Origin of the sequence: Leptospira barantonii (genome assembly GCF_002811925.1) — a bacterium.
Lineage (GTDB): Bacteria > Spirochaetota > Leptospiria > Leptospirales > Leptospiraceae > Leptospira > Leptospira barantonii.
This window is the reverse complement of sequence record NZ_NPDS01000011.1, coordinates 1-16,649: the sequence shown is the minus strand read 5'-3', so window position 1 is coordinate 16,649 and position 16,649 is coordinate 1. Positions and strand designations below refer to the sequence as shown.

Genomic DNA, 16,649 nt, shown 5'->3' with positions numbered 1-16,649 from the left:
ATGAAAAGTTTACAGTCAAAATTCAAGGTTCCGCTTTTCCTCCGAAAGGAAGACGGAGATTTGCTCAAGATAGAAAATTCTTTAGTGAAAACGATGTCCGAACTCAGGGACAAAGAACTTCGTAGCATAAACCTAAGCGACGAATTCTCGATTCGATTGAAAAATCAACTGAAGGCAATCCGCCCCGAGCGTGAAAACGGATGGGAAAGAATCCGAGAAAACGTCTTCGCGAATCGCGGTCTTCAATTTTCCTTTTCGGCCATTTTGGCATTTGCAATCGTCTTCGTAACGTACAACAGATTTCAAAGTTCCGGCGAACCGATTCTTACCGAAAGATCGGGAACCGTTTTCGGACAATCCGAAGCGGGCAACTTTCAGGACATTCCTTCCTCCGGCAAGTTTCAATCCGAATTGGACAAATCCCTTCTCAAACAGATTCCGAATACTACCGAATCCAGAAAGACGATCGATTCTCTTAGGAAATATTTTTCCGAAAAAGGCGATCTGAGAATGGCGGAAGAGATGGATCGGATTCTCGAACAAACCCAAGGAAACAATCCCTAAGTTCTTATCTTTTAATCCCGTCTTGACGTCTTTGAACAAAGCCGGGATCGACGGAGTCCAAAATCCTCTTGGACTCCTGATAAATTTCACTGTATTGCATTCCTCTGTAAACATCCAGGATCAGACACGCGTGTTGTAGAATTCTACACCGAATCTTAAAATCGTATAGATCCTTTCTCGAATTGAGAGTATCCTTCAAACGAATTAGATTTTGATAATATCCGAGAATTTCCTTTTCGGAATAATTTCTGGTTTCTTCGAAGATACCACGCTCCGCCAAAACGACCGGAAGTATTTCCTTTAGATCGGATTCGTCCTGATAAGAATCTTTCAGCTTCTCGATCCAGACAAGAATCGGTTCCGATTTTAAAACACCCAGAGGAGCCGCGGAAGGATCCTTTAAAAAGGCTTCTCGGAAAAGAATCATCGATTTTCTTTCTTCTCCGGTTTGAAAAAGGGACTCGGCTCTCAGATATAAGAACTCCGGAGAATTTCTTTCCACAGAGGAAGAATAATTGAGAATCTCAAGCGCGTTTCTGTAGTCTCTAAAGCGGATCAATTCTCGAATCAAACTCAAAAGAGCGGACGGATCTTGAAAATGAAGACCTTCTCTTTGAACCGAAATTTTGAGTTGGTCGACGGCTTCCGATAAAACCGATTCCGAAATCGCTCGAAAGGAAGAATTGCCCGTAAACTTTCGAAGTTCGAACGCGTTTTGAAATTCGGAAAAATATTGAACGAGAAGATGACTTCTTTCACGACCTTCTTTTGCGTTGTGAATCCGATCCAAACGATTGTCCCAATACGAAGAGATAAAAAATCCCGCGATCGTTTCCGGATTTTCCGGATCTTCCGCAAGAAGAGAATCGAAAGCCTTTTTGGCTTTGTCGAAATCTCCATCGCTGATGTATTGATTGGCTTCTTCGAGTTTTCTGGAAAAGGACATTGAGAATTTCTTTTTAGGTCGGAATCCGGCGGAAGAATCCACCGGATGATTGTAGATGCGATCGGATCAGTGGGTTGCTTTTTTATCGTGATGTTTGCTGACTTGTTTTACGATTTTGTCTTCCAAGCCGTCGATACAAGCGTAGATGTCTTTATTCGAATTTTGAGCGTTGAACTTGTTTCCGTCTCCGTGCAGATTTAGATTTGCGCTAACTTCTCCGTGAATCATTTCAAAAGAGATTTCAAAAGACTGAACCGTATGAAGGTATTTAGAAACACGATCCAGTTTGCTGTCCGCATATTCTTCCGCCGCTTTGGAATGATCGACGTTTTTCCAGTTATAATTTATTTTCATAGGCCGCTCCGAATTGTTTTTTTGTACCGGATAATATGAGACGACGGGGATTTAGTCGGAAAACTTCAAGATCCGGAATTTCAGGTTAGTCTTGAAAGGAGAAGAGTCAAATCAAAAAAAATCCCGCCCTTTCGGGCGGGCCAAGTCAGTTAGAACTAGAGATGGGATGAATTAATGGGGCGCAGTATTTGATTACTGAGCGTTCGCAACATTCTCCATATGGATGGAACATGCTTCTTGATACTTTTTGAAAGCTTCTTCTTCCGCATTCAGAGCAGAGTCGATGTCCCCGATTTTCTGATAGATTGAAATAACGTTTTTGATGTTCTCAAGTGCCTGGCAAGACTTCCCTTGACGGAACTCAGAGATGGATTTGAGGTAAAGAACCAGAGCGTATCCGGAAGATTCTTTTTCTCCCATTTTCTCACGAACATTGAGAGATTGGTTGTAAAGATCGATTGCAGAGTTGTAGTCTCTTACTTTTTGTTTGAGGCTACCCAAGGCGCTGAGCTTGTTTGCGAGCTGGATTTCGTTCTCAGGTGTAAACTTATTAAGCTCTTCCTCGACCTTTTGGGCCTCTGGCATTGCATAAAGTCCGGTAAAAATGCTTAAAAAGAGAGCGATTGTTGCAAACTTGTTCATCTTGTCACCCCTGATCCAGTGTTCTGTCTATATATATGCAAGGGGCGTGCCAGAATTTCGGAAGATTCTTAGATTCTTTCTTTTTTTTTCTGGTTGGCCTTGGGCCTTCTCAAAATAGTCGAAATCAAGCATTCTGCCGGATGATCGCGCTACTTTTTGGAAACAAAAAGGGTGAGGAAAGTCCGGACACTGGGAAACACGGGACCGGGTAATGCCCGGAATTCTTACTTTGAGAGCAATTTCAAGGCAAAGGGTATGGAAAGTGCAACAGAAAGGATACCGCCGTCGAGGAATTCGACGGTAAGGGTGAAATGGTGGGGTAAGAGCCCACCTCCGATTTTGAGAGAAATCGGGAATGGTAAACCCTCCCGGGTGCAATCTCAAATAGGCGGCCTTTTAGTCGTTTCCACGGGGCCGTGGGTAGAGAGCAAGGACTCCGATCGGTAACTTTCGGAGCAAGATAAATGGTCATCCATCTCCTTCGGGAGAGGACAGAATCCGGCTTACAGGCAGAATGCGTACGAAATATTTTTTTTCTTTGGAAAATGAACGATGGCAAAACCGATTCGTTATTCTTACAGTTATTTTCAAAAGGTTGCTTGGGGCGATATGGACGCGTTCGGACACGTAAATCACGTAGTCTACGCGAAGTATTTTGAAAACGCTAGGGCCAATTACTTTACGGACCTAAACCTCTGGGATACCCCGGATCGTCCTTCCGAGGGAGGACCCGTAATCACGCATATCCAAGTGGAATACAGAAGGCAGGTTCGATATCCGGAAACCTTGGAGATTACCATGCAGGTGGACGGAGTGACTTCCAGATCGTTTCACATATCTTGTACGATGTGGAACGGAGAAGGGGACTGTGTAGCCACCGCAAGCGGAGAATTTCTTTGGTTCAACTTCGCGACACAAAAACCGACCCAACTGCCTGAGATTTATAAGAACTTATTTTCACAGAGCCAAGTTTCCAAATAAGAATCGAATCGAAACTTTATCCAATTATAAAGCGCACTTCGTTTTAAAATTGGGTCGAGCGGTTCCCTAAAAACGACTTGCCAATCCGTTTGAAACGGAGAATTTTTTGCGATCATGTGTGATACATTCGTTGCCACACCTTCCTTTACCGGAACGGGTTCTATGATCTTTGGAAAAAATTCGGATCGTGAACCGAACGAGGCGCAGGCTCTGCTTCGTGTTCCTTCTCGAACCGGAGAAACAAAAACACGTTGTACTTACATCGAAGTTCCCGGCGTTCCACAAACACAAGAAGTGATTCTTTCCAAACCATTTCAGATGTGGGGAGCGGAGATGGGTGCGAACGCATCCGGCGTCGTCATCGGAAACGAAGCGGTCTTCACAAAAATTCCTTTTGAAAAAAAGAATCAAGGTCTCACGGGAATGGATCTGCTTCGTCTTTCATTGGAAAGAAGCAAGGACGCGGAAAGTGCAAGAGAAACGATCTTGGATCTTCTTGAAAAATTCGGTCAGGACGCTTGCGGCGGTTATACGAATTCTTCCTTTTACTATCATAACAGTTTTATCATCGTGGATTCAAAGAACGCGTTCGTGCTCGAAACCGCGGGAAAGTTTTGGGCTTGGAAAAAGATAGAAGGTTTTTATTCGATTTCCAACGGACTTACTTTGGAAGACGACTACGATTCGATTCATCCGAAAGCGATCGAGTTCGCTTTACAAAAAGGTTGGATTAAAAACGGAGAAACGTTTTCGTTCCGCAAAGCGTTTTCGGATTCATTCTTCACTTTTTTTAGCAAGTGTAAGGTGCGCAGGGCGAGAACCGGCGCGATGGGAACATTCAAAAAAGGGAATTTAGACGCGAGGGCCGCGATGGAAATTCTCAGACAGGAAGGAGAACCGGGAGAACGCGGAAATTTTTATCCTTCTGCCTCGGACATGGGTTCGGTTTGTCTACACGCTACCGGTCCGATTACGCCTAACGGTACTACCGGTTCCTTGGTTGCGGAGCTGAAGACGGATTCTTCCCAAAATCGTTTTTGGTTTACGGGAACGTCGATTCCTTCGATTTCCTTATTTCTTCCCGCGGGTTTTCCGGGAACTTCCTTCTTGGAAAAAAATTTCGAGGCGCCGACCGCGGAGCTGGATACTTCTCTTTGGTGGACTCACGAAAAATTCTACAGAGAAATTCAGCGTTTTTATCCTGAGGCGAAACGACTCGTTCAACCGAGGATCGATTCTTTGGAAGAAGATTGGTTTCAAGAACTGAAGAAACTTGAAAAAGATACGAACCCTTCGAAAGGTTTGGATCTTTTGAGCGGAAAGGCCGCGAGCGCGGCCCTTCAGGAATATCGCGTATGGAACGCGAATTTGTTAAACGAACTGAAAAAAAATCAGCCTAAGAAAGTATTCGCGCCCTTCTACAGATTGCAATGGTCCTTTTGGAATCAGAAGGCCGGGATCAGTGTTTCTTAGTTCCCGCCTTTCTGATTTTCATATTGATCAGTTCCACTCCGAGCGAGAATGCCATCGAAAAATATACGTATCCTTTCGGGATATGAAAGTGAAGACCGTCCGCGAACAACATCGCTCCGATCATGATCAAAAACGAAAGCGCCAATACCTTCATCGTAGGATGTTCGTTGATAAAATCGCTGACCGTTCCTGAAAAGATAAGCATCACGATCATGGATAGAATCACTGCGGCCACCATCACTTGAAAGTTTCCGGATAAACCCACCGCGGTTACGATCGAATCGACCGAAAAAATGATGTCGAGAAGGATCAACTGAACGATCACGCTCCAGAAAGAAATTTTTTCCTTTTTGGATTTGGAATTCTCATCTTCGATTCCTTCCACTTTTCCGTGAATCTCGCTCGTACTTTTTGCGATTAGAAAAAGTCCTCCGCCGAGCATAATCAAATCCCTTCCCGAAACCGCAAAATCGGCGATCGTAAAAAGAGCATTGGTTAGGGAAGCGATCCAACTGACCGCGAACAACAAACCGATTCTAAAACCGAGGGCAAGGGTAAGTCCGAGATTTCTCGCTTTGTTCTGTTGAGTTTTGGGAAGTTTTCCGGAAACGATGGATAGAAAAACTATATTGTCGATCCCGAGAACGATTTCCATCAAGGTCAGGGTCAGAATTGCGATCACTGTATCGAGTGTGAGAAGTTCCATGCTTGCAATTAATTTTTCGAAAACGAGGAAATCAATCGATTTACAAGGAAATTTAAGAAGGCATACTGGAAGTATGGAGTTTCTTCCTGAAAGTTTCTCGACTCGCGAAGCGACAGGAATTCATCTGAGAAACAAAACCATTCTCCCTTGTCTTCCTCCTCGTTTGAGTCTTCTCGTATTCTTAAGACATTCGGGTTGTATCTTCAGCCGGGAAGCGATTTCCGATCTTCGTGAAATTTCGGAAAGTTGTCTTTCCTTTCCTCCCATTTTATTTTTTTTTCCGGGAACACCGAACGATTGCGAAAAATTTTTCGAAGGTGTTTGGGAAGACGCTTCGGTGGTCGCCGATCCGAAAACGGAATTCTATCAGGATTTAAAATTGGATACGGCCAATCTAGTACAACTCGCGAGTCCCGAGGTTTTGATCGGAACCGCAAGGGCCACGTTAAAAGGACATTTTTACGGAATTCCCGGCCGCAATCCTTTACAGATGCCGGGGGTGTTCTTAGTGGTGCGGGACCGGATCGTTTGGGAACACAGATACAGACATATCGGAGATCATCCCGATTGGAAAAATCTTCCCGGAGTTACCTTGTTGCCGGGAGCGGAGTTCGGACCCGACGTTATGCCCGCTTAAATGCGCGTTCCGTTTTCGGTTGTAGAGCCGACCGACTTCGTTTATCAATTCGTCTTAAATTCTTATCAACGAACCACCGTGACCGAACAAGTCGCGTGATGAACGATCCGATCGGAAACCGAGCCGACTAAAAATCTTCCCACCGCGGAAAGACCTCTCGAACCGATCACAATCATATCATAATTTCCTTTAGTAGCCGTTTCGACGATCGTGTCGGCGGGATAACCTTCCAAAACCAATCGATCCCATTTGATTTCCGGAGATTCGTCCAAGGGAGAATGGATCTTTTCGAATCTTTGTTCCGAAATCCATTTCACTCTGTCCTTTCCTTCGGGGGCCTTTTCGTAATAACCGGGAAGTGGACCGAATTCTTCGACTACCTCCAAAACGGTGAGGCTTGCATTGGCCGCCTTCGCGATCGCAATTCCCATCTCCAAAGCTTTTTTGGAACTCTCTGAACCGTCCACGGGGACTAAAATTTTTTTGATGAATCTTTGCATGTTCTTTCTCTTTGCAAAAAGTGTATCTCTTCGAAAGATCTTTTCCAATCAAAAAACGAAGAATTTTAGGTTTTCAAGGTTTGATTTTGATCAATCGGAGAACGGACCTTATCGAAAAAACTTGGACAAGAAACGCTCTAAACGAATTTTTTTCCGACAATGCAGAATAATTCGGAACAAGATCGTATATTCATAAATTCTTATTTAGAATATAAACATTCGGGCAACTCGGAAACCTTGATAGAACAGGCGGCGTTTTGGATCAAAAGAATCGCGGCGAGAAAATTCTCCTTGAGCGAGGACGGAAAAAACGAAGTGCTCGTTCGATTCATTCAGAAAATTGAATATTTCTCCGAGATATATGAAAAGGGAAAATACGAAAACTTCCCCGCGTTTGCGATCAGATTTTTGAAAAACCTCGTGCTCAATCAATGGAAAAAGGAAATTCAAAACCGCAAACAAGAACCCGGTTTTTTGGAACCGGATACGTTGATCGGACCGGTTTTTCATTCCTCCGAAATGGAATCCGAAACCGCCGCGCACAGAATCTTTTTAAATGACATCCTTAAGAACTGCGATCCGAGAGGAGTTCTCATCCTGAAACTCAAACACAATCTATTCCTTGAGAGATGGGAGATTCTTCTTTTAAAAAGTATTCTTTCCGTTTCCGGAAATTCGATCCGTGATTTTTTGAAGGAAAGAATGGAAAAACGTTATTCGTCTCGAAAACGCGAATTGGATCTTTTGGAAAGAATGGAGGTCTCGCATCAGATTCTTTTTTCCGAAAGAAAAAACGCCCGCGATCGATCCTCAAGATCCAAGTCGAAGTTGAAACGTAAACTTCTGAGGATCGAAACGCTTTACACATACGAGGAAATCTCCTTTTGGTTTTCCTGGAAATCATCCGTGATCAAAAAATTATATCTTCAAACCATGAACTCCCTGAAGGACGCGGGCAAGAATACGAAGTTCATTCCGATTCCGGAGGAAGAAGAGAAGGAGGCCGCCTAATCCGAATTAACGCGCGTTATCTTTGTGTCAGAAGATCGTCTTTTGGGGAATTCGGTGAAAAAATAATTTCCTTTGAATTTCTCGAATTCGTGTAAGCAAAAAAAAACGGGTTCGTCTGATAATTGTGGATTGAATCCGTTCGGTCCGCTCGAATGATAGTCTTCGATTTTTATACAAAGAGTAAAACATGAATCAGTTTGAATCTAGGAAGTTGCGATGGAAATTAACTCTCGGTTTGGAGTTGCTGACTTCCGTTTTGGCGGTGCCCCTGGCGGTTCTTTTTATCATCACCGCGGGCGGTTACGATTTTAGCAAATCCATCTCGTTGATCGTAAGCGCGACGATTTCCACATCCTGTTCTTACGTCGTTCCGTTTATACGCTTTTTGTATTTAGGACGGATGCTCGGTAAACTCGACGATTCGGTTTGGTTTACCCTCAACTCGAAGGAGAAGAGCGACGTCAAAACGAGAATTCTCAACTTTCCTCTTTATAACACTTTTTTTTATCTCTTTCAATGGAGTTCGGGAATTCCGTATGCGTGGTGGCTCTTGCATCTTTTTTTCGCTCCGACTTTTTTGGAATCGTTTCCGTTTTTATTTCTTCCTTTGATCATTTATCCGATCTTAGGCGTTTCGCATTTTTTTCTCACCGAATCGAGCTTCGTGGATATTTTGGAATCGGAGCGACTCAACGAAGTTCAGATCGATTCGGAAAGAATGCGGAAGGTCGGAGTTCACGCGCGCATTCTGAGCACGATCGTTTCGATCGCTTCTCTTCCGATCGTAGTTTTCGGTTATCTTTTGTTCGAAGAGACTTCGGGTTGGGTCAAACTCGGAGACGTTACGATACCGTTGATTCTTACCTTGGTTTTTATGCTGATCTCGGTCATCATCGTTTCGTATCAGCTTTCCTCCACGATCCGAAGAAATTCGGAGAACATGATCGATATTTTCGGAGAAATGTCCGACGGAAATCTCACACACGTTCTTCCTATGGTTTCCAGCGACGAGTTGGGTTCCAGCAGTAAGGCGTTGAACGAATTTGTTAAGCGACTTCGTATTATCGTAAAGAGTGTGGTTCGAGAAGCTGAGAAACTTTCGGGTAGTTCCAAAAACCTGGGAGAAAATACCCGCGAACTTTCGAGAAAGATGCAGGACCAAGCCGCTTCCACGGAAGAGATGAGTTCCGGAGTGGAAGAGATCGCGGCTTCGATTCATTCTACGGCGTCTCGGGCGGAAAGTCAGGCGCAGATCGCCAAAAAAGCGCAGGCTTCTCTCGCGGAGTTGGAAGCGAGAATCCGTCAGGTTCACGTCGCACTTTTGGAAACCAAGGGAGACGCGGATCGTATGAAGAGTGAAACCAGAAGCGGTGAAGAAGCGCTTCAAGGAACTCAAAAAGCGATGGAAGCCATCGAAGAAAGTACGATGAAGATGGGCGCGACCGTAAACGTAATCAAAGAAATCACGGATAGAATCGGTTTACTTTCCTTAAACGCCGCCATCGAAGCCGCGAGAGCGGGAGAGGCCGGAAAAGGTTTTGCCGTTGTTGCACAAGAGATCGCAAAACTCGGAGAACAAACACAAGAGAACGCAAAGAGAATCACGGGCGCGATCTCGGAAGCGTTAAACGCGACCAAAAGCGGAAGAGAAGTGATCGAATCCACTCAAACGGTCTTTCAAAGAATCGGAGATACGGTCGCGGTTACTCTGGACCGTGTTTCCGAAGTCGCTTCGTTGTCGGATTCCCAGTTGACGGCGAGCGAACAAGTGAAGTCCGCCTTCACCGATCTTTCTCTTTCCTCCGATGAAATTCGAAATCATACGCAAGAACAAGCGCAGACTTCAACCGAATTTTCGAAAACGATCGTCGCGATTTCGGAGACGACCGAATTTTTAAATCAGGTAGTGACTCAGATCGACGAGTTAGCCGTGACGTTGAACGAACAAGCCGGCAAACTCAAGTCCGAAGTGGAATTCTTCAAAACCTAAAAATAAACCGGGTCTTCGAAATCGAAATCGGACCCGGATACTTTCCATTTATTGAATATTCGAATTTTTGATGATTTCCGCGTAAAAACGGATGATCTCCTCGTAGTTCGAAATCGAAATTCTTTCGTCGATCCCGTGAAACCGTTTTAGATCCTCCGGATTGGCGCGCACCGGAAAAAATCGATACGCGTTATCCGCTACCGAAGAATAGTGGATCGAATCCGTATAAGCCGACATGAGGGCCGGAGCCACGATCGCGTTCGGAATCGTACGCAAAATCGCGACGCGGATCGATTCGAAACTTTTCGAATCCGTCGCCGAAACGTCCGAAGGTTCGATCAGTGTTTCGGGAACGATCACTTTCACACGATCGTCGTTTATGATTTTTGAAATTCTTTTCAATACGCTCGAATTCGTATCACCTTGGATGATTCTAAAGTTTACGGTTGCTTCCGCTCTTGAAGGCAAAACGTTGTCCTTGAATCCGCCGGAAATTTTCGTGATCGCGGTCGTCGTGTGGAGTTGCGCTCTTGTCGAATTTTTTTCGCTCAATCTGGATTCTAAGATTCTTTCGAAAAGCCAAAGATTGGAAAAAACAAAACGAGAACCTAAGTTCATGGACGGCGCCAACCATTCGAACGTGGATCTCGAAACTGCGTTCAGGGAGAATGGAAACGGAGAGTTTTCAAGACGATGTAAAGCGGAAGAGAGGATTCCGATCGCGGTTTCCCGGGAAGGCATGGAAGAATGTCCGCCTTCCTTTAGATCGACATTCAGACGGATTGTGAGATAACCCTTGCCTGCGATTCCGACTAACGCGACGGGTTTGTCGATTCCGGGTACGATGTTTTCGGCGACGAGTTGTCCCTCGTCCAAAACATAATCGAAACGCAGATTCATTTTTTTGAATGTATCGGTGATGGCCTTGGCGCCCGAGGTTCCGTATACAACCTCCTCGTCCTGACCGACCGCGATAAACACGCTTCGTTTCGGACTAAATCCTTTTCGTATTAGAATTTCAACGGATTCTAATATGGCAAACAGACTGCTTTTGTCGTCCCAGGATCCTCTTCCCCAAACGAACCCGTCCCGTATCTCTCCGCCGAACGGACTTGCCGTCCATAAGGATTCGGTCGCGGCCTCGACATCCACAACGTCCGAATGTGCGCAGAGTAGAATCGGTTTCAAACTCGGATCGGAACCCTTCCATTCGTAAAAAAAGGAAGAATCGTTGATTTTCGTTTTTACAAGTTTCGAATTTAAGAGGGGATAGCTCTCTTCGATATGTCGGTTTAACGCGAGGAACTGATCCGCGTTCAAAAACGGATTCTCCAGGGACGAAACGGTTTTAAACCGAATCGACTTCGAAAGTCTTTTTACCGCGGCGTCGATGGGAACGATTTCTTTTTCTCCCGCGGAAACGAAAGAAGGAATATTACGAACTCGAAACGTGTTGAAGATACAAACGAAAACGAGGACACAAAACGAAACGATTGCGATTTGGATTATTTTTTTCATGGTTCAGTGTTTAAAATCCCTGGTTTGTTTTTCCAATGCGATTCTTCCGAGAAACATCGAAATGTTTTCGTAGATCGAATCGTTCAGACGATCTTGGTGCGCTTTTACGAGAAGATCCAAATCCTTTTTTCGATACAACTTGCCGCGTGCGATAACCGCGTATAAAGAAGACATGTTCTCGAGATTTTTCACGGGGTCTTTTCGAAACACAAGAAGATCCGGAGAGAATCCTTTCTCTAGATGAAACGAATCTTGGTTCTTTAAGTTTTCATTCGCGTCGACCGTTGCAATTTTCCAAACGTCTTCGGAAGGAATTCCGGCTTTGTGAAACAAAACCATTTCTCCTTGGACGGATTCTCCCGGAACCACAAAGGGTTGTTGTGCGTCGGATCCGATTCGAAGTGTTGCCCCGGCTTGGAATAATTTTAAAAGAAGTTTTAGCTTTTTGAATAAAGCCTTCTCCACGGTTTCGTTCAGATACGAAACATCCAAGTTGCGATACGCGGGAATTCCGGAAGAAGGATTCCATACGATCTCCCTATAAAATCGAGGCATCAAAAGAATCGAAGGTTGTGAAATCGCCGAGTTGTAATCTCGATAAAGAAGAAGTCTTTCCGATGCGACTAACGTGGGCGTGTTTGCGATACGATTTCGAACCGAAAAGTTTACGATGTCGTTTAACAAACGGTCGTCTACACGATCCCAATCGGAGACTCGGTTGACGACGTTGTTTTTCGAAACCCATTCGGGTCTTGGAATCCCGTGAAAGTGTTGAACGTCTGGAATCGCCGCTTCTTCATAGGTAAGTCCGAACGGAACGTGACCGAGAACCGTTAAATTTTCCTTGTTCGCGGCTTCGACGACGGCGCGAATCATCGGAACGTTTAAGTTTTCGTAGGACTTGATACAATCCGCGCCTTTGGATTTCAACGTTATAACCGCTTGAGCGGCTTCCTCCGGAGAATTGACCACGATCGAATTTTTCCATCTCGGAGGTCCGGTGGTTACGAACGCGTCGCAGGAAAAAATTCTCGGACCAAAAAAATCGTTTTTGAATATTCCATTCTTAGCATAAGGAACCGATGTTCCGTCGATGTCTCCCGCGATTCGGAGCGTGGTCACTCCGTGGGAAAGATAAAGAAGCGAGAAATAAGGGATCAAATCGAGAAGATTATTCGGCGGAAGATGAGCGTGCATGTCCGTCAAACCCGGGGTAACGATCATATTCGCAAATTCGGAGTTAAGCGGACTTGCGGAATCGTTTATGGAAACGATTTTAGAATCTTGAAATCGAAGATCCAAATTCGAAAACGATTTTTTACCGGGATCAAAAAGCCTGACACCCTCCAAAACGAAGGTTTCATTCGGTTGAACCGAAGGAGAAGGGATTTTAAATACGAAATAAAAAATCCAAACGAAAAGAAAGAGAAAAAGCAGAGTTATATACAGGATCAAATGCAAAACGAATCGTTTCAAAAACGTCTCCTTTAAAAAGATGAGGAAGTCTCACTTTTTACAATTCAAATAATGAGCCATCCTCATTTTTTGTCAAGAATGATTGTTGAACGATTTTCGGTCTATGAAACGATGACGTTATGGAAGAAGAATCCGTTCTCCAACCGAGAATCAATCCGATCCAAAAAAGGGCTCGGGAAAAACAGGAAGTCATCCTGAATTCGGCGAAGAAGCTGATCTTAAAAAACGGACCCGATAAGTTTACGCTCCAAGAGATCGCGGACGCGATCGATTCTCCCATCGGAACGATCTATCGATATTATTCGGGTAAACCCGCGATTCTACGCGCCATCGCTCAGATTCATCTGGACTTACTTCGCACCGAGTTAAAACAAGAGTTGGCCGATATGGGCAAGACCGCGACGGAAGACATTCGATTTTACAGAATCGTAAAAAAGATTCTCGATCTTTTCGAACGCGCGTATGAATCCGATCCTGTGTTTCAAATCGTTTGGAGCGGGTCGCAGGCTTTTCCGCTGTTGCGCGAATTGGATCTCGAAGACACTCGAAAGAATGCAGAGATCGTCGCGGACGCCTTGGAATGTTTTGTCCCGAGAATGCAGAAAAACAAACTCCAGGACTTATGCGTTCTTCTTTGTGATTCCATCGGAAGCGCGCTTCGATTGACTTCCATGATGGAAAACAAGGAGAAAAAAAGAATTCTTACACAACTGCGCGCGATGATCACCAATCATCTGTATTCGGCCCGAAAAAATTTCGGACCGAAGTGATCGAAGAAACGAAGTCGATTCAATTCTAAAGAATTTGAATATTCTCGGTTTTGAATGTTTTAACGCGCGAACTCGGGTGCGGGCGTTTTTAACAAAACGTTGAGTCCGCCGATGATCGTTCCAAAGATCAAACTGGCTACGATCAAAGGGATAAGATGTCCCCAGTTTCCCGGAATGACTACCAACGTGATAAACCAGGGAAGATTGAGCAGTTCCGTGAGTACAATCGAAGAAACTAATTTCGGGATTCCGATCTCCGTTACGGAAACCACGGCCCCGCAGGAAAACCAAAACAACATAGCCTGGATTAGAATCCAACGAGAAGCGTTCGGGTCCGCGAAAAAAATCAAAAGACCTTCCAAGGCGGCCGCTACGATTCCGACGATCGACGCGTTTCTCAAACGAATTGTATTTTTATTCATCATTCTAACTAAAAACTCCTTTCGTTTAAGGTCGAGGAGGTTCGGAGAACGGTAAAACAAAAACGGAATCAAAAAAGAATTTTGTAATAATTGAATGTGATGGCTTCGTCTTCGGTTTAAAAAAGAATTTCAAACCTGTCATATTTCTTTTTGCAAAAGAAAAATAAAAAAGAATTCTTACAGAATTTTCCAACCCTTGTCTTTGAGTTTGGTTTTGAAATGGGAGAATTCTTCCTTGATGGAAGCGACCGCTTTGAATCCGGCTTCGATTCCTCGGTTGATCGAACGTGTGAGTTTTTCCGCGCTCGTAGTCACCATCGTGAGTTCCTGATACGAAGGCGAGATTACCTGAATGCGAACGTCTTTCGGAGGATGTTTGAGAATCTGAACCGCACGATTGTACATCGTATGATGCACTTTTGTAATCATGTGACTGAGTTTTTTATCGGAAGGATACGCGAGCCAACCGGAAAATTTGGAGATAGGACTCGAATATTCGTTCTGATTGGTATTTAAGACAACCGTAATGTCCTTATAACCGGCTTCGATCACTTTCTCCAAAGGAATCGGATCCGCAATTCCCCCGTCTCCGTAAAACTGATCTTCTAATTTCCATTTTCCTCTGGTCGCGATCGGAAGAGAGGTTGCCGCCTTTAAAAGATTGAGAGCGTTCGACGCGGAGGCCTTGATGTATTCCGCCTGAAGTTTTGCGAGATTGGTTACGGCGATGTAAAGAGGAGGGGCTTCTTTTCTATCGAAGTTCTCTTTCGGAAGTCTATATTTTTCGCCGAATATAAAGTCTATTAGATATTCCTGATCGAGTACGGTTTTGCCTTTAAAGGGATGTAAAAAAGAAATAAATTTATTCCCGATCAATTCCTTCGTCCAGATATCCAAAATTCGAATCGATTCTTCGTAACTTTGTTCGAAACCGGTCGCGTAATACGCCGCGGAACAGGAACCGGAAGAAACACCCACGATCAAATCGAAATGAGTCGACGGAATGTACTGATGAAGCGCGGCAAGCACTCCGCCCGCAAAAGAACCCTTCATTCCTCCTCCGGCGACGATCAAGGCCGTGGATTTTTTTCCGGGTTTGGGGAGAATGTGGTTATTTCCCGGAAAGACCGTTTTGCCCGGAGTAAAATAAGAACTCATAAGTTCAGCTTTTTAAGCTTGAGGATTCTTTCAACGAGGATACCATTTGGGATGTCGTTTTTTGCGAACCGAAAAAAGAAAAGAGATCCGTAATTCAAATCCGGTTTCGCTCAAATTCGAAACTCTTTTATAATTCAGGTTGAAAGAGAAAGTTATGCAAACACGTTATGTCCGCTTTTCGAAAAGAAAAAGAATTTTGGAATTTTCGATTCTTCTTTGTTGGATCGGTTCCGCTTTTGCAACTTTGAACGCGGAGTTCGAGAAGGAAGATCCGAGCAAAAACGGAAGAAAGAATTCTTTTGAACTGATTCTCAAACGCCAAACGTATCAATGGACCCCGTATGATTTCACTTCTTATACGGAACGTTCTCTGTTGGAAACATCGATCAAAGCCGATTCGATCCAACAAAACCAAAAGGTTTTGACGCCTTTCGTATTACGATTCGATCATTCGGAAAAGAAGTTTCGCGTGGAAATTTCGGCGTATGAAATCGAATTAGCAAATCCGAATACGATCGTAACACAGGCCGGTTCTTCCGGATTCGAAATCAGAAGACAGTATTTGAATCCGATGATTCGATCCGAAGCTGAGTTGAATCTGTTTAAAATTTTCGATCCAAACGACGACTGGAGAATTTTTGCGGGCGCGGGAATCCGAAATATCAACAAATACAAATACGGCTACTATCTACGGGAAGGCGCGTATGAAGAATACTTCTACACATACGGACCTCAACTCGTATTCAGAACCGATTATAGAATCCGGGAAAAATTCTTCATAAGCCTCGGTGTGGATCTTTTTTACACGGAAGGAAATCGTTTTTACAAACCGACGTCGATGACCTTGGATTCGATCGTAGTTTCCGCCGGAAGTTCCGGCGTTCGCGGAATCTATCGAGGAGGCGAGGTCGACATTTCGGTCGCATATCAAATTTCAGAATCGTTTAAATTCTACGTGGGTTATAGTTATATCGATTCACAGTTTAGTTATTACGGATTCAATCAAACGGATCTACGTTTTGGAATCGCATCCAACGATCCGTTTCGAAGTGGAACGAATGATGCGAATGAAATTTCCAACGTGTGGAAAATCTCTCATACGATTCAATCCGGACATAGGGATCTTTTGCGCGGAGCATATTTGGGACTTTCTATAAATTTTTAATATTCTGTGAATCATTGACGACTTCATACGATCTGCATACTTGAAAACTGTAAATAACTTGTGTATAACTTTGCAGAGAATTCGGAATTCAACAATGGCGGTTTTTCTTTAAGCAAGAATTTATTTCCAATAGTCATGATTTCAAAATCAATTCTAACTTCTTTCAAGGATGGAAAATAAAGTATGAAGTCGATTCACTGTGATTTTCCGGTTCAAGGGACGCGGAATTTGCATCTGATTCTTCTTAAAAAAAAGAACTAAAATCTGGACAATTTTTTTAAAAAGGGTTTGACCGGTTGAGTGACGTAATTAATTTGGATCTTGCGCCGCGGAGGA

17 protein-coding genes and 1 other RNA gene are annotated in these 16,649 nt (G+C 44.1%); 9 read left to right on the top strand and 9 right to left on the bottom strand.

All coding sequences use genetic code 11. The features are described 5' to 3' along the window. Positions 1-564 carry an LIMLP_12425 family protein gene (locus CH367_RS19920; protein WP_100764260.1) on the top strand — a complete coding sequence of 188 codons (564 nt, stop codon included), beginning with the start codon at positions 1-3 and terminating at the stop codon, positions 562-564. Positions 565-568: 4 nt separating this feature from the next. Here CH367_RS19920 and CH367_RS19915 read toward each other — a convergent pair whose 3' ends face one another. From CH367_RS19915 to CH367_RS19900, 3 genes are all read right to left on the bottom strand, one after another. Continuing rightward, entirely contained in the window at positions 569-1,510 is a 942-nt protein-coding gene (locus CH367_RS19915; RefSeq protein WP_100764316.1) for a tetratricopeptide repeat protein, read from the bottom strand. 66 nt (positions 1,511-1,576) lie between these two features. Continuing rightward, positions 1,577-1,864: a ribosome hibernation-promoting factor, HPF/YfiA family gene (gene hpf, locus CH367_RS19910; RefSeq protein WP_010574237.1), complete on the bottom strand. Its 288-nt coding sequence runs from the start codon at positions 1,862-1,864 to the stop codon at positions 1,577-1,579. Positions 1,865-2,056: 192 nt separating this feature from the next. Beyond that, positions 2,057-2,506, bottom strand: a complete 450-nt coding sequence (locus CH367_RS19900) for a tetratricopeptide repeat protein (RefSeq protein ID WP_100764259.1) — start codon at positions 2,504-2,506, stop codon at positions 2,057-2,059. Between the two features lie 128 nt (positions 2,507-2,634). On the opposite strand from CH367_RS19900, the gene rnpB reads away from it, so the two are divergent. From rnpB to CH367_RS19885, 3 genes are all read left to right on the top strand, one after another. Next, positions 2,635-3,028: RNase P RNA component class A (gene rnpB / locus CH367_RS19895), an RNA gene on the top strand. Positions 3,029-3,058: 30 nt separating this feature from the next. Then, the gene (locus CH367_RS19890) at positions 3,059-3,487 is read left to right on the top strand and encodes an acyl-CoA thioesterase (protein ID WP_100764258.1); all 429 of its coding nucleotides are present in this window, start codon (positions 3,059-3,061) and stop codon (positions 3,485-3,487) included. A gap of 114 nt (positions 3,488-3,601) precedes the next feature. Then, positions 3,602-4,960: an Ntn hydrolase family protein gene (locus CH367_RS19885; protein ID WP_100764257.1), complete on the top strand. Its 1,359-nt coding sequence runs from the start codon at positions 3,602-3,604 to the stop codon at positions 4,958-4,960. Here CH367_RS19885 and CH367_RS19880 read toward each other — a convergent pair. Then, positions 4,947-5,666: a TerC family protein gene (locus CH367_RS19880; protein ID WP_100764256.1), complete on the bottom strand. Its 720-nt coding sequence runs from the start codon at positions 5,664-5,666 to the stop codon at positions 4,947-4,949. The genes CH367_RS19885 and CH367_RS19880 overlap by 14 nt on opposite strands. A gap of 73 nt (positions 5,667-5,739) precedes the next feature. On the opposite strand from CH367_RS19880, the gene CH367_RS19875 reads away from it, so the two are divergent. Continuing rightward, positions 5,740-6,303, top strand: a complete 564-nt coding sequence (locus CH367_RS19875; RefSeq protein WP_100764315.1) for a SelL-related redox protein — start codon at positions 5,740-5,742, stop codon at positions 6,301-6,303. A 65-nt stretch (positions 6,304-6,368) separates the two neighbouring features. Here the strand turns inward: CH367_RS19875 and CH367_RS19870 are convergent, their stop codons facing one another. Continuing rightward, positions 6,369-6,803, bottom strand: a complete 435-nt coding sequence (locus CH367_RS19870) for a universal stress protein (RefSeq protein WP_100764255.1) — start codon at positions 6,801-6,803, stop codon at positions 6,369-6,371. Positions 6,804-6,962: 159 nt separating this feature from the next. Between CH367_RS19870 and CH367_RS19860 the strand changes: the two genes are divergently transcribed. After that, a complete protein-coding gene (locus CH367_RS19860; RefSeq protein ID WP_100764253.1) occupies positions 6,963-7,814 on the top strand; it encodes a hypothetical protein in 852 nt (283 codons plus the stop codon). A gap of 187 nt (positions 7,815-8,001) precedes the next feature. Beyond that, positions 8,002-9,804, top strand: coding sequence for a methyl-accepting chemotaxis protein (locus tag CH367_RS19855; RefSeq protein WP_100764252.1), 1,803 nt, complete (start codon positions 8,002-8,004; stop codon positions 9,802-9,804). A gap of 48 nt (positions 9,805-9,852) precedes the next feature. Here the strand turns inward: CH367_RS19855 and CH367_RS19850 are convergent, their stop codons facing one another. Both CH367_RS19850 and CH367_RS19845 read right to left on the bottom strand, forming a co-directional pair. Further along, a complete protein-coding gene (locus CH367_RS19850) occupies positions 9,853-11,322 on the bottom strand; it encodes a M20 family peptidase (protein ID WP_100764251.1) in 1,470 nt (489 codons plus the stop codon). 3 nt (positions 11,323-11,325) lie between these two features. Then, entirely contained in the window at positions 11,326-12,798 is a 1,473-nt protein-coding gene (locus tag CH367_RS19845; RefSeq protein WP_100764250.1) for an amidohydrolase family protein, read from the bottom strand. 119 nt (positions 12,799-12,917) lie between these two features. Between CH367_RS19845 and CH367_RS19840 the strand changes: the two genes are divergently transcribed. Further along, positions 12,918-13,568 carry a TetR/AcrR family transcriptional regulator gene (locus tag CH367_RS19840; protein ID WP_100764249.1) on the top strand — a complete coding sequence of 217 codons (651 nt, stop codon included), beginning with the start codon at positions 12,918-12,920 and terminating at the stop codon, positions 13,566-13,568. 59 nt (positions 13,569-13,627) lie between these two features. Here the strand turns inward: CH367_RS19840 and CH367_RS19835 are convergent, their stop codons facing one another. Both CH367_RS19835 and CH367_RS19830 read right to left on the bottom strand, forming a co-directional pair. Continuing rightward, positions 13,628-13,990, bottom strand: coding sequence for a hypothetical protein (locus CH367_RS19835; RefSeq protein ID WP_100764314.1), 363 nt, complete (start codon positions 13,988-13,990; stop codon positions 13,628-13,630). A 177-nt stretch (positions 13,991-14,167) separates the two neighbouring features. Then, complete coding sequence (locus tag CH367_RS19830; protein ID WP_100764248.1) at positions 14,168-15,148, bottom strand: patatin-like phospholipase family protein; 981 nt, start codon at positions 15,146-15,148, stop codon at positions 14,168-14,170. A 154-nt stretch (positions 15,149-15,302) separates the two neighbouring features. On the opposite strand from CH367_RS19830, the gene CH367_RS19825 reads away from it, so the two are divergent. Further along, positions 15,303-16,313, top strand: coding sequence for an LA_2444/LA_4059 family outer membrane protein (locus CH367_RS19825; protein WP_100764247.1), 1,011 nt, complete (start codon positions 15,303-15,305; stop codon positions 16,311-16,313). Positions 16,314-16,649 lie beyond the last annotated feature (336 nt).